The organism is Rhizobium sp. 05L419 (assembly GCF_056397845.1).
Window position 1 is genome coordinate 41,435 of sequence record NZ_JBFTOF010000008.1, and the last position, 12,128, is coordinate 53,562.

Annotated in this window: 11 protein-coding genes and 1 tRNA gene; 8 read left to right on the forward strand and 4 right to left on the reverse strand. The window is 58.1% G+C overall.

Features of this window, described 5'->3' with window-relative positions:
- The first annotated feature begins 17 nt into the window (after positions 1-17).
- Positions 18-1,943: a glycoside hydrolase family 127 protein gene (locus AC1DMK_RS12890; RefSeq protein WP_477859470.1), complete on the forward strand. Its 1,926-nt coding sequence runs from the start codon at positions 18-20 to the stop codon at positions 1,941-1,943.
- Between the two features lie 70 nt (positions 1,944-2,013).
- Here AC1DMK_RS12890 and AC1DMK_RS12895 read toward each other — a convergent pair whose 3' ends face one another.
- Positions 2,014-2,766 carry a type 1 glutamine amidotransferase gene (locus tag AC1DMK_RS12895; protein ID WP_477859472.1) on the reverse strand — a complete coding sequence of 251 codons (753 nt, stop codon included), beginning with the start codon at positions 2,764-2,766 and terminating at the stop codon, positions 2,014-2,016.
- Positions 2,767-2,880: 114 nt separating this feature from the next.
- Here AC1DMK_RS12895 and AC1DMK_RS12900 point away from each other — a divergent pair, with 114 nt between their 5' ends.
- Positions 2,881-3,177: an Rdx family protein gene (locus tag AC1DMK_RS12900; RefSeq protein ID WP_477859474.1), complete on the forward strand. Its 297-nt coding sequence runs from the start codon at positions 2,881-2,883 to the stop codon at positions 3,175-3,177.
- A 14-nt stretch (positions 3,178-3,191) separates the two neighbouring features.
- Here the strand turns inward: AC1DMK_RS12900 and AC1DMK_RS12905 are convergent, their stop codons facing one another.
- Positions 3,192-3,554 carry a BA14K family protein gene (locus AC1DMK_RS12905; protein WP_477859673.1) on the reverse strand — a complete coding sequence of 121 codons (363 nt, stop codon included), beginning with the start codon at positions 3,552-3,554 and terminating at the stop codon, positions 3,192-3,194.
- A 240-nt stretch (positions 3,555-3,794) separates the two neighbouring features.
- On the opposite strand from AC1DMK_RS12905, the gene AC1DMK_RS12910 reads away from it, so the two are divergent.
- Together AC1DMK_RS12910 and AC1DMK_RS12915 are read left to right on the forward strand one after the other, a co-directional pair.
- Positions 3,795-3,881: transfer RNA gene (locus AC1DMK_RS12910), tRNA-Leu, on the forward strand.
- A 110-nt stretch (positions 3,882-3,991) separates the two neighbouring features.
- Positions 3,992-5,659, forward strand: coding sequence for a site-specific integrase (locus AC1DMK_RS12915; protein WP_477859476.1), 1,668 nt, complete (start codon positions 3,992-3,994; stop codon positions 5,657-5,659).
- Between the two features lie 18 nt (positions 5,660-5,677).
- On the opposite strand, the gene AC1DMK_RS12920 is transcribed toward AC1DMK_RS12915, so the two are convergent.
- The gene (locus AC1DMK_RS12920; RefSeq protein WP_477859478.1) at positions 5,678-6,316 is read right to left on the reverse strand and encodes a hypothetical protein; all 639 of its coding nucleotides are present in this window, start codon (positions 6,314-6,316) and stop codon (positions 5,678-5,680) included.
- A 769-nt stretch (positions 6,317-7,085) separates the two neighbouring features.
- Here AC1DMK_RS12920 and AC1DMK_RS12925 point away from each other — a divergent pair.
- The 3 genes from AC1DMK_RS12925 to AC1DMK_RS12935 all read left to right on the forward strand — a co-directional run bounded on the left by AC1DMK_RS12925 (position 7,086) and on the right by AC1DMK_RS12935 (position 10,555).
- Positions 7,086-7,349 carry a hypothetical protein gene (locus AC1DMK_RS12925; protein WP_477859479.1) on the forward strand — a complete coding sequence of 88 codons (264 nt, stop codon included), beginning with the start codon at positions 7,086-7,088 and terminating at the stop codon, positions 7,347-7,349.
- Between the two features lie 62 nt (positions 7,350-7,411).
- Positions 7,412-7,906 carry a hypothetical protein gene (locus AC1DMK_RS12930; RefSeq protein ID WP_477859481.1) on the forward strand — a complete coding sequence of 165 codons (495 nt, stop codon included), beginning with the start codon at positions 7,412-7,414 and terminating at the stop codon, positions 7,904-7,906.
- 432 nt (positions 7,907-8,338) lie between these two features.
- Positions 8,339-10,555, forward strand: a complete 2,217-nt coding sequence (locus tag AC1DMK_RS12935; protein WP_477859483.1) for a hypothetical protein — start codon at positions 8,339-8,341, stop codon at positions 10,553-10,555.
- A gap of 16 nt (positions 10,556-10,571) precedes the next feature.
- Here AC1DMK_RS12935 and AC1DMK_RS12940 read toward each other — a convergent pair whose 3' ends face one another.
- Positions 10,572-11,096 (reverse strand): hypothetical protein, encoded by a 525-nt coding sequence (locus AC1DMK_RS12940; protein ID WP_477859485.1) that lies wholly within the window; start codon positions 11,094-11,096, stop codon positions 10,572-10,574.
- A 523-nt stretch (positions 11,097-11,619) separates the two neighbouring features.
- Between AC1DMK_RS12940 and AC1DMK_RS12945 the strand changes: the two genes are divergently transcribed.
- Complete coding sequence (locus AC1DMK_RS12945) at positions 11,620-11,943, forward strand: hypothetical protein (RefSeq protein WP_477859486.1); 324 nt, start codon at positions 11,620-11,622, stop codon at positions 11,941-11,943.
- The last annotated feature ends 185 nt before the right edge of the window (positions 11,944-12,128 follow it).

Below are 12,128 nucleotides of genomic sequence, written 5' to 3' on the forward strand. Positions count from 1 at the left end.
AAAAGATGGATTACACCATGAACAAGCTGAAAAGAGACCGCCAGTTCCGTCCGCTCCCCGTTCCAAATGTCGACGTGCATGGGCTCTTCGGCGACCGCCAGGACGCTATCTGCGATTCCACAGCCGAAACCCTGCTCGACCGCTGCGTTGAAGCAGGCATGGTGCGGGCGATCGACGTCGATCAACCGAGCGCCGGAATTGTCATTCCGATCGGTCCCTGGGGTGGCTCGACACAGATGTTCTGGGACAGCGACCTCGGGAAGTCGATCGAAACGGTTGCCTACTCGCTTTACCGGCGCGCCAACCCGGCCCTCGAGGCTCGTGTCGACGCGATCATCGACCTCTATGAAAAGATGCAGGACAGGGACGGCTATCTGAACGCCTGGTTCCAGCGCGTCCAGCCCGATCGTCGCTGGACCAACCTACGCGACCACCACGAACTCTACTGCGCCGGCCATCTGATGGAGGGTGCAGTCGCCTACTATCAGGCAACAGGCAAGCGCAAGCTGCTCGACATCGTGTGCCGTTTTGCCGACTACATGATCACTGTCTTCGGCCACGGATCGGGCAAGATCCCCGGCTATTGCGGCCATGAGGAAGTGGAGCTGGCGCTGGTCAGGCTCGCCCGCGTCACGGGAGAGAAGAAGTATCTCGATCTGGCGAAATTCTTCGTCGACGAGCGCGGCACCCAGCCGCATTTCTTCACCGACGAGGCGATCCGCGATGGCCGGGATGCGGCCGACTTTCATCAGCAGACCTACGAATATGGCCAGGCCCATCAGCCCGTGCGCGAGCAGACGAAGGTCGTAGGCCATGCCGTCCGCGCCATGTATCTCTATTCGGGCATGGCTGACATCGCCACCGAATACAACGACGACACGCTGACGTCAGCGCTCGAAACGCTCTGGGACGATCTCACGACAAAGCAGATGTACGTGACGGGCGGCATCGGCCCGGCCGCCGCCAACGAAGGCTTCACCGACTATTACGATCTGCCGAACGAAAGTGCCTATGCAGAAACCTGCGCCTCCGTCGGTCTGGTCTTCTGGGCCAACCGCATGCTCGGCCGCGGTCCGAACCGGCGATACGCCGACATCATGGAGCAGGCACTCTACAATGGCGCCATGGCCGGCCTCTCGCTCGACGGCAAGACGTTCTTCTACGAAAATCCGCTGGAAAGCGGCGGCAAGCATCACCGCTGGATCTGGCATCATTGCCCTTGCTGCCCGCCCAACATCGCCCGCCTGCTCGCCTCGATCGGCTCTTATATGTACGGCATCGCGGACGACGAGATCGCCGTCCATCTCTACGGCGAAGGCAAGGCCCGCTTCGAGATCGGCGATACCGCCGTCGAGCTCGCGCAGCAGACGCGCTATCCCTGGGACGGCGCCATCCATTTCGACGTGGCGCCCGCAAAGCCGGCCCGTTTTGCCATTTCTCTGCGCATTCCGGAGTGGGCCGACGGGGCGACGCTCAGCATCAACGGCGAGGCCGTGAGCCTCGCATCGGTCGAGGTCGACGGCTACGCCCGCATCGAACGCGACTGGAAGAGCGGGGACCACATTGATCTCCAAATCCCGTTGGCGACCCGCGCCCTATGGGCAAATCCGCTGGTGCGGCAGGACGCCGGTCGTGCCGCCCTGATGCGCGGACCGCTGGTCTATTGCGCCGAGGCGACCGACAACGGCTCTGGCCTCAACGGCATTCAACTCGCCGGCGACGTCGCTGCGGCAACGACACATGACATGGCGGAGCTGGGTGGCGCCGTTGCACTGGATATATCGGTCGTTCGCGACGCCGCAAACTGGGGAAGCGCGCTCTATCGCACGCGGCCGCCTGCAACCGAGAAAGGCACCGCGCGTTTTGTGCCCTATCACTTGTGGGACAACCGCACGCCCGGCGAAATGCTGGTCTGGATCAGGTCGGAGAAAGTCGGGGCGTGACGCCCTAAATTAGAGAGCGCTTCCGGGACCCGCGCAGCGGCCGCTCGGAAGCATTCCGGGTGCCGTCCCGTCAACCGTCGATAGCCTGTTTTTCCGGGCGTCCCATGTCGAGGCCGGCCGGGACCTCGATCATGCGAACCCAGTTCCGAGCGATGGTAACGCCGCTGGTGTCGGCATGTGCCGCATTGGCCGCTGAAAGAGCGGGGTAGCGCACCAGCCAGCCGGGTTCCATGCGCTCGATCGTCGCCTGGAACTCCACGGTCCAACTGTCGACGACGTCGCAACTGGCCTCGAAATGGAATTGCGTGCCATAGGCAGCGCGCCCGACCCGAAAAGCCTGGTTTTCCGCAAGCATGCTGGTCGCAAGACGGCGTGCGTTGTGCGGCAGCGTGAAGCTGTCGCTATGCCACTGAAACGTCGTGAAGGCTTCGTCGAGTCCGGCAAGAAACGGTTCCGCCTTACCGTCTTCCGTCATGTCGACCGACCGCCAGCCGAACTCCAGCGCCAGGTTCAGCCGGTTCTCGGCGCCATAGGCCCGCGCCAGGATTTGCGCACCGAGGCAAATGCCGAGGACGGCCCTGCCTGATTCGGAGAAGCGATGCATGAGGCGGGCCAAGGCCGGCAGATAGGGATAGTTCTCGTCGTCGAGCGCATTCTGCTCGCCGCCCAGAACGACGAGCGCATCATGGTCGAAGATCCCGCGCGGCAGGCGACCGTCGATCCATGGCCTGAAATACTCGATTTCGGCATTCGCTTCCGCCAGTGCGACGCCAAGCGATCCGAGAGGCGTGCTCTTCATGTTTTCGACGATGGCAACCCGCATCGGCGACTCCTGTTTGATCTGTCGAGAAAGAGGAACACCAGGCCCTTTGCTATTGCATATGCATTGCGCAACGCGTCGTCACTTCTTAAATCCGGGCAACGAAAGGAAACCGACATGGCCGAAAACAAACCCCGCGTGACAATCCTCTATTGCACCCAGTGTAACTGGCTGCTGCGGGCCGGCTGGATGGCGCAGGAACTGCTGCAGACCTTCGCCGACAGTCTCGGTGAAGTCGCTCTCCTGCCCGGCACCAGCGGCATTTTCGAAATCCGCATCGACGGCGAGCTGATCTGGGAGCGCAAACGCGACGGCGGCTTCCCTGGCCCGAAGGAGCTGAAGAAACTCGTTCGCGACATTATCGAACCCGGCCGCGATCTTGGCCATGTCGATCGCGCCTCCCTGGAGAGCTGAGCTTGGACCTAAATCTAGTCATAGGGTGAATTGCAGGTCTTGTAGATCCCTTCATAGGTGATGAAGCGGTCTGTTTTGGGGTTGTAGGTGCGGTATTGATTGCGGCACCAATCGACATGAAACGATTTCTTCGGCGGCGTCGGACGAACCGTGCGGACCGGCGGCGGATCATAGTAGAGCGGCGCCTGTCCCTGCGCCTGCGGACGGTAGTAAGTTGGTCCGGTCGCCGATGGCGGCCGGTAGTTCGGCTGGACGTAGGCCGGGCGGAAGGACTGCTGTGGTCCAAACGTGAAGCAGCCCCGAAAATCGCACATCGTCGATTGAACCCTGATGACGGCGGCATTTCCCGCCGCGTGCCGCAAAGGCGCAAGCGGCATCGCGGAAAGCCCAACGGGCGCTAGCGACAAGATCGCTATTAAAGACAGATTCTGAAAGCCGGCCATCGCGACAATCCTTTCGTGTGCTGCCAATATAGTGCTCCTCGCCCTGATCGGCACTATCCCGGTCATGCAATTGTTGAGGAAGCGCTGTTCCAACAGTCTTTTTTGCCGGCTGTCAGGAAAACTTCAAAAACCCTGTTGACAGCGGGAGGCCACGCCCGTACATGGCTCTCCGTCGCCCAGATGGCGGAATTGGTAGACGCGCCAGCTTCAGGTGCTGGTACCCGAAAGGGTGTGGAGGTTCGAGTCCTCTTCTGGGCACCATCCGTTTTAGTCCCCCTTGAAATCGTTATTAAAGTAGCATTTCAAGGGGTTGACTGCTCCTCACTGTCACACAGGAGCGCCCCACAATGGTAATGCGGATCTCCAGACCCATGAAGCGTGCCGGTACCAAGAACGAGCAATTTAAGAAGCGTGTACCTACCGTCCTGCTGCCCGTCTTGCGCGGCAAAAAGCTCTCCTTAGACCTTCCCAAAACGACCTCTCGCGACAGCGCTACATACCCAGTCACCGTCACGATTTCCGACATGATCGCGTTTTCACTCGGCGCTCCCGAATCACGGCTGGCGGCAATCCGTCACGCTGCCGCCTTACGCCATGTCGAAGCCTTCCTTGATGCTGCGCAGCGCGGGCCTGAAGATCTCTCTCATATGCAGCTCATGGCAGTGCTGGGTGAAATTCACAAAGACCTGCTTAGCCAGCATGAAGCCAATCCCCCGGCACGACACAAGATAGTTGTTGAAGACGATGGCGTCGAAGACTGGGACGAGCTTTCTGAGTGGCGCGAGATCATTGCGAATGCCGAAGGCAGCATTTTGACGTTCACACCCCATGGCAGAGCTGCCGCTGTTTGTGCCCTGAAGAGCATAATCGACGTGGACGCGTACCTGTCAGCGCGCGCCTTGATGCTTTCCGATAAATCCTATGCCGATCTGGTTGAAGGACTGCCGGAAGCTCTGCGTCGGGTGTGCGATACGCTGGCACAACGTAGCAAGGGGAATTATTCTCCTGACCGCTACGTTTCGCAATACCCGCAGCGCAAAGCCACGCCCCAGGCTGACCTGCGTGGCTCCGATAAGGTGAAGACCTTCTGCGACCTCTTCGACAGGTGGAAAGCAGCGGATAAGCGCGCCGCCTCTACAATCTCAACATGGCGTGGCTACATGGCGCGGTTCACCACCTTCATAGGGCACGACGACCCGCACAGTGTTGAGAGGGTTGATGCGCAGCGATGGAAAGACGCGCTTCTTGAGGAGGGTCTTAAGAAGATCTCGACAACATACCTCGCGACGCTCAACACCTTGTATCGCTTCGGCTTGAGCAACAGCGAAACGACCGGCATCGTCCGCAATCCGTTCGATGGCGTAAAGGCACCGCAGAAGGCCATTGCAGGAACCAACCGCCTGAAGTTCACCAATTCTGACGTGGCGCTGATACTGAATGCCGCGCGTAAGGAAAGGCTTGCCCACTTGCGCTGGATACCGTGGCTTCAAGCGCAGACAGGCGCGCGCGTTGCAGAGATAGCTCAACTTTGGGGAAGCATGATTGTTAGCGACGACACCGGCCATCCGTGTCTTCATATGACGGTCGCACCCGATGGCGGATCGTTGAAGAACGCAGGGTCAGAAAGGACCATCCCCCTGCATCCAGATCTAATTGCCGATGGCTTCCTTGAGTTCGCCAAGACTCGCGGCAAGGGGCCATTGTTCTACGGTGGCAGTAAGGGCAAGGCTGCGAAGCAGGTGCGAGAAGATCAGAAGCATCCGTCGAAGGGCGTTAGCAATCGGGTTGGTAAGTGGGTGCGTGAACTGGGGATCGAAGACCCGCGCAAGGCACCGACGCATTCCTTCCGCCACTGGTTTAAGTCAGAGCTTCCGCGCTGCGCGAAATGTGACAGCCGGATGGTCGATGCTATTCAGGGCCATTCTCCCGCGAGCGATGGGGCAGGTTACTATCATCCTGAGGCAGCTGATATGCTTGAAGCAATATCAAAAATCGACCTCAAAGCCTTAGCCAACAGTGCGCCTTCCGGCACCCCATGAACCCTCCCAACGCTCCCATTACTGGTCTTTGAGCAGCGCCAGCGTACACTTCGCGAAGTTCAGTCCGTTCTCCTGTGAGCGCGTTCTTTTTCCATTGGTGTCTACGTCTCGAACGTCGAGTTCTATGGGCAGCAAGACATCACTTGGGCCGTTGTTTCGATTGAACGCCACAGTAATATGCTCAGTCTGTGACGCTGAGCTTAGTATCGGCAGCGTCTTCTCGATATCGAATATCGAAAACAGCGCTCCTGGGGTGTCTGACCCGCTAGCAGCGACGAGCGCTCCAAGGTTCGTTTCGTAGTCGTCCCCAAGAAGGTAGGCCCTAGAAGGTGCGGAGGGCTTGAAAACGAGGCTACCGTCCGGCGCGAGGGAGATCTCATTCACTACCACCTTGAGCGTCGCACCAAGATTGCCGTTAGAAGACACGATGGAAATCGATCCATCAACCTTCAGGTACTGCCCCTTGGAATATACCCAATCTTGGGTCAGCGTTTTGAACACGTATTGACAGCCAATTAGTTTGCCGCCCGCCATGTACGGCTCAGCGGTGACTTGGATGGTTCCCACAGTACTTGCAAGCAGATCGTCTACAGGCCCCGCCCAAGCGGCGTCCGCAAGAAGAGTGCAGCCGAGTAGCGCAGCAATGATAATTTTCACGCAATCTCCCCCGGCAACGGCGCAAGCAGCATTGCACGCTTGAGCTTAAAAAATACTGCAATCATTTCGCGCGAAAGTCGAGGGCCAACTCAAGCGCGCTGCACTCAACACCTCCCACGTGGTGCCCGACCATCCGCGTCCCGAAGAGGAGTGTCGGGCTGAGCGTAACAAGTGTTCTCGACACCGATGTTCTCTGGCGTGGTGCATTCCACCTGCTAGCCGCGAAACGCGCTGTAGGGTCGAACCCGCGCAGCGGCAAATGGGTCGCATGGACAGGAGCGCATGAAGCGCGGGACCAACGGCACAAACCTACTCCTCTGGGAGCGACAGGTAATATCCCCCATGCCATAGGTCATGAAGCCAGCACCCTCGTAAGGCAAGCCAAAGGCTAACGTGAAGCCATGCCGAAGGAGAGCTCCAAGGGCTTGGTAGGTTGAAGTGTGTAGAGGAACGCACGTCAAGGCATTGCCTCAGACGTTCTATCCCGATCACGTGTAATCCTACAGCCGAGCCCACGTGCCGACTGCGGGCAGCTATGCAGACCCTCGCGATGGGCACCGCCATAAGTCAGGGTCTCACCGCCCAGGCGGCGCGCGCGAACTAACCTACTCCTCTTGGATCTCTCACAACGGAGCATCTTGCTCGCCATGAGCCAGCCACGCGCCATGGCCTAGCGCCACGCGCCGAGGAATAAACCCGCTTTTCTTGTGCCATCACACTATCGCGCTTCCACAGCGCCTAACGCCGACTCCCGGCAAGGACATCTCACATGACCAATCCCAAGCCTGTAATTGTCGTATTGTTCAACGGTCACCACGTTCGTGTAGTTGCCGATGACCACAGCGGACGCCCGCTCTTCCACCACCTTGACGTCACAGCGGCAATGTATGGCGGCTACGATCCAACGTACGACCCTTATTCCGACATTTCCGAATTCCCTACCGACGGAGAATGGTCAGCCAAGTTCGATGACCTAGATCGGGAAGCCCGCGCAGCATTGAAGGCGCTGTCTGTCACGGTGCCGCCGACTTGATCGAGGCGTCATCAACTGCGCCAGCTTCGCGAACCGCAGCCGCAACACAAGCGAAACGCAATATGCGGAGCTTCAACCACAAAGCCGCGCACGTCATGGCCGAAGCTGGAGCAAGCGTGGCGGAGACCGCTAAGCTCTTAGAACTGTCGAAGAACGCCATATACAAGTACCTAGCCGAACCCTGCTTTACGCTCAGCATCGAGCGGGCAGAAGCCCTCCACCACATGAGCACGCGCCGAGCGCTGCATGATGCCACCCCGTTCTGCGTTCCTGAAGACTCCCTCGGCAGGGACGACGAAGCGCGCGTCATTACCCTCCGCACTCGGATTGGCGAAATGCTAGACCTCAGGATGCGTAAGGCTGACATTGCGCGTGCACTGGATATCACCCCGCAGCTTTTGCAATATCACATCAAGCTGATCAACGAACCCGCGACGGCTGACGGCTACTCGGCAGGGTGCGCAGCGCTCACGGCTGCAATGCTGCACGTCTATGCAAGCGTCGCCATGCACTATCCTTGGTTGCGGCTGTCGCAAGCCACACCACGGCTTGTGTAATATCGTGAAGGGTCTGAATAGCGGAAGCCCGGAGTTCCGGGGTTCTGCCGTTCAAATCTCTCTTTTTAGAGAATGCGGATAGCTTTAAGCTGGCGACGGGCGTCTATTCTAAGGTAGCGCTGCTCACCATCGAACACGAGAAATCCTTTACGGCGAAGACCTTACAGCCCGTCTTACAGCCGTGCTTTGGGGAGACCCTGTTTGTTGAATTCTCCTATTCACGACTGCCTTTAAAGCGAAGCTTAAGAGGGCTGAAAGCTCCTTTGACGGTCACCCGTTCAAAGCACGCAGTGGCCCGAAATGGTCTCACGACCTCAGGCGTCGTTGCCTCACTTCACCCACCAACCCAACAGCAAGAAACACACATGACCAAACATCACTCGATTTCCGAGACGACCAATCACGCCCTCATTGCAACGACGGAGGTGCGTAATGGCCGATAAGCCATCCCTCCAAGGCATCGCCCTTCAGCCCCAAGCCAGCACATCACCCCGGCCCATGGTCCGCACTGAGCAAGTTCAGACGCGTTCAGCCGTTGGCGACTTCCTCTCTGGTCTCGGCCAGCTTCAGCCCAGCCTTCAGCAGTTCGGCAGTGCTTTGATGGATCGCAAGAATGATCCTAAGGTCCAGCAGGACGAACAAGCGCGCGCCATGCTCGAAGCCATGGGTAAAGATAGCAACGCGCTTGCTGAACAGCTCAAGGGCAACACCTACAATCCTAAGACTGTCCAAGCGCTGGGCGCTAGGCAGGGCTTTCTCGCTGCTACCGAAGCTCAGGACGCCATCGTCAAGGCTTATGGCGAGAGTGGCGACCCTGCATCATTCGACCAGCAAGCGGCAATCGCTAAGGCCCGTGACACGTTTAAAGGTCGCTTCGGTGACAATGCCACGGCTATGCAATACTTTGAGCAGGGCCTAGCTGAGCTTCCGGCCAAGCTGCAAGCGCAGAAGACCCAGGACGCCACGAAGGCGTTTGAAGCCAACCGCGACATGACGCTCTCAGGCGTGTTCGACAAGGCAATGGATAGTGCGTCCACTCCTAAGGCCATGGGCGCTATCATGCGTCAGCTGGTCAAGGAGAACACCGACTTCATCCACGCTCCACCTGAGCAGCAAGGCAAGCTCCTTCAAGGTCTCATCATCAAGGCGGCTGACGCTGGCCAGATCGATAAGGTTGCTGCGTTGGGTGATATGGATCTCGGCAATGGCCCCCTGAAGAATGTCATGGGCATGGTGTTTCAGAACGCCACACAGAAAGCCCAGCTCGTCACCGATCAGGCCACCAAGGACGACCTTCAGCCCCGCCTTATGGGCGCGATGGAGTTTGCGTCCCGTGGCAAGCTCACCGGCGAGCAACTGGCAGACCTTAAGGCCATCTCTGAAAAGAACCCGAAGATCTTGCCGATATCAACGGTGCGATCTATCGAGACCACGCAGCAGACAGCGTTGCTCCAGCAGAAGAACGCCCTGGCGAAACAGGAACGCGATAACAAGGTGGACATCTTTTCCACCAATCACGCGGTCCAGCTGCATGACGCGGTGCGCAAGGGTACGATCGATCAGCTGATCACGGAAGACCCTGAGATTGAGCTATCGAACGGCGACCGTGAGAAGATCCCCCACAAGGAGCTGATCGAGACCTCTATCAAGGGCGTTGCCGAAGTTGAAGCCAACGCAGCGGCCAGTGACCTGTTGTCCAAGGGTCCGGTAGACCCCGCCCACCTGGAGGACGTTAAGCAGAACTCGCGGCTGAACACCTACGCCAACACAGGGCGTGTGCCAGAGCAAATGAAGCAGTCAGCCTTTGGCGTTCTGAAGCGTTCGCATGAAGGCGTAGAGCCAACCCAAGCCGACATGACCGGCGCTCAGGATCTCCTCAGGATTAAGCGTAAGGCACCGGGTCTGATCAACACCATCGTGACCGATCCTAAGGACCGCGCCTTTGTTGACAGTCTCGACGTGTCCACGTCATACGGAATGCCCATGCTGGAGGCCGTCAAGCGTGCCACGACCGACCGCGATAACTTCGACGGCACGGTTGCAATCGACCGCCGCACACTGTCCGATGCGTCCGACAGGATCATCAACGCGATTGCCAACGATGGATCTAACGACAGTCTTCTAGGCTGGTTCAAGACCATCGGCACGGCTGGCATCTACGGGAAGAACGTCCTGTCCACCAACGACGCGCAAATGCAATTCATCGTTCAGAAGCACCTCAAGCAGCTTTACGCTCGCGGTGTGAAAGGCGATGCGCTGATCGAGCAAGCGACGAAAGCAATCAAGGCGAACACGTTGAACTACAACGGCATGATGTTGGACTTAACCGGGCTTCCTATCCACGACCCACAGACATTTGGGCCGATGCTGGAAACCGCTACCGAAGCGCTGAAGCAAACACCAGCGTACAAGGATATCGACAGCTCTACTATCTCATGGCAGCGGGTCGGTGCGAAGGACGCGTTCATTGCGGTCAATTCGAAAGGCCAGCCGATGGCAACGCCAACGGTCAGCTACAGCCAGCTTCAGCAGCTCTATATCCAGTCGTTGAAGAGGCGTCGGGACATCGACAGGGCCAACGCCGAACTGAACAAGTTCAATCAGCGCGACGCTCAGGACGTGCTGAACATGAGCAACCAGATGCAATAAGCTATTGAGCGCCGCCCTATGCAAATCTATGGGGCGGCCCTCGCGGCTGCAGAGGCTCGACGCGATATCTCTTCTCGAATTCACACAGAACTATTTCGAGCGTGGCCTCGAAAGCACTTAGATCAAACCTCCTAGTTCCCGTAGGCTCATGCAGATATCGCCAGTCGATGAAGGCGTCTTTGTGCTGATATAGGATGTCGCGAATATTGTAATTCACGTAGAAAGGGTCTGGATGAAACGGGACCACTGATCTTTTGAACTCGGCGTCCAGCTTCTCTTGGCTCTCAGGCTTTAGGCGCTCAAACAACTTCGACAGATCGTGCGACTTCGCAACTTTTGGATTGTCGTAGTCGAAAACCCACCACGCTTTGAGTGCCAATTCCATGGACAGCGCTAAAAGCATAGGCTCGACGCCGATGTGGTTGCTATGGCGCAGGTCTTCGTGATTTCCGAACCCATGATCTGGAAAGGTTCGAGTTTTTCTTAAAATCGCCCTGGCGGCGTCACCGATCCTGATGGCTGTCGATAGGCGCGCACTCATTCTGGGTCCGTTGGTTTGGTGGCTGCTCTGTACGGTTTCGGCTGTGACTATTGCACATCGGCTCCGTCGATAAAATCATGACGCAAAAATGTGAGACGGTATGATCAGAAGGAGACGCGCAAAGTTCCCCGTACACCCACCTCAATGCGCGGCAATAGGCAGTTCGCCCGTACCTTTTCCCAGCCCTTGCCACCACGGCGGCAGCGTTGCCGACCGATCAGCGCAAGCAAAACGCTCTTCATCATCCACTCCTTTCGCCAGCCTCAGGCTCGGCACTCAGCTTGCCCAAGGCATAGCGCATCGTTCTCCTTCCTGTGTTGTTTGGTCATGACATTAGGATTGGATTGAGCAGCGCTGCCTTGGGCAGACTTATCGGCAGCATACAGCTCCGACCATCGGCCAGCCTAACGCCAGCTTGATGACCGCGACCACACAGCGGCGTTGATCGCTTCGGCCACATCTCATCATCCATGACCACACAAGCGCGTCTCTGACCGGACGTGTACAGAAAGAACCGTGCCCAATGATCAGCATCCATCTCACCACCTCAGGGAAGAGCCGCCATCGACATGTTGCCACCGCGACCGTTGACGGGCAGACGTTCACGGCGACTGAAGCCAAGCGTAGCCCGATCCACGTGCTTGCTCGCAAGCTTGTCGCCTCTGGTATCGATGCCTCACGCCGCGCCCAGGTCTATAGAGGTGACACCGCAGTTCTTCGCGAACCCGTTCCATCACTTGCCAGTTGGATTGGGAAGGATGTAACAGACAGCGATACGAACGGCCTTCGTACTCAGACCTTCAGGCCGTTCGATGGTATCGGATCAAGCGAACGCAGCCGAGCCTAAGGCCCTTCCTTAAGCTCGCGTAACGCTCCGAACCATTCGCTCAGGGAGCGCGGTTATCCTTCGGCGGTCCAATGGTCCAGCTGGAGGCGTGGCCGCGCTCCTTGCTTGCACTTCTATCGCACGCGAGAGCACGCAGCCTTACTCGTGTCGGTGTGCTTTATTCATTCATATTGCTTGCTGGACGA

Coding starts and splice junctions, on each gene's coding strand:
- AC1DMK_RS12935 (WP_477859483.1), top strand. CDS start 8,339: ATGGCCGATAAGCCATCCCTCCAAGGCATCGCCCTTCAGCCCCAAGCC.
- AC1DMK_RS12925 (WP_477859479.1), top strand. CDS start 7,086: ATGACCAATCCCAAGCCTGTAATTGTCGTATTGTTCAACGGTCACCAC.
- AC1DMK_RS12895 (WP_477859472.1), bottom strand. CDS start 2,766: ATGCGGGTTGCCATCGTCGAAAACATGAAGAGCACGCCTCTCGGATCG.
- AC1DMK_RS12905 (WP_477859673.1), bottom strand. CDS start 3,554: ATGCCGCTTGCGCCTTTGCGGCACGCGGCGGGAAATGCCGCCGTCATC.
- AC1DMK_RS12890 (WP_477859470.1), top strand. CDS start 18: ATGAACAAGCTGAAAAGAGACCGCCAGTTCCGTCCGCTCCCCGTTCCA.
- AC1DMK_RS12915 (WP_477859476.1), top strand. CDS start 3,992: ATGAAGCGTGCCGGTACCAAGAACGAGCAATTTAAGAAGCGTGTACCT.
- AC1DMK_RS12940 (WP_477859485.1), bottom strand. CDS start 11,096: ATGAGTGCGCGCCTATCGACAGCCATCAGGATCGGTGACGCCGCCAGG.
- AC1DMK_RS12900 (WP_477859474.1), top strand. CDS start 2,881: ATGGCCGAAAACAAACCCCGCGTGACAATCCTCTATTGCACCCAGTGT.
- AC1DMK_RS12930 (WP_477859481.1), top strand. CDS start 7,412: ATGCGGAGCTTCAACCACAAAGCCGCGCACGTCATGGCCGAAGCTGGA.
- AC1DMK_RS12945 (WP_477859486.1), top strand. CDS start 11,620: ATGATCAGCATCCATCTCACCACCTCAGGGAAGAGCCGCCATCGACAT.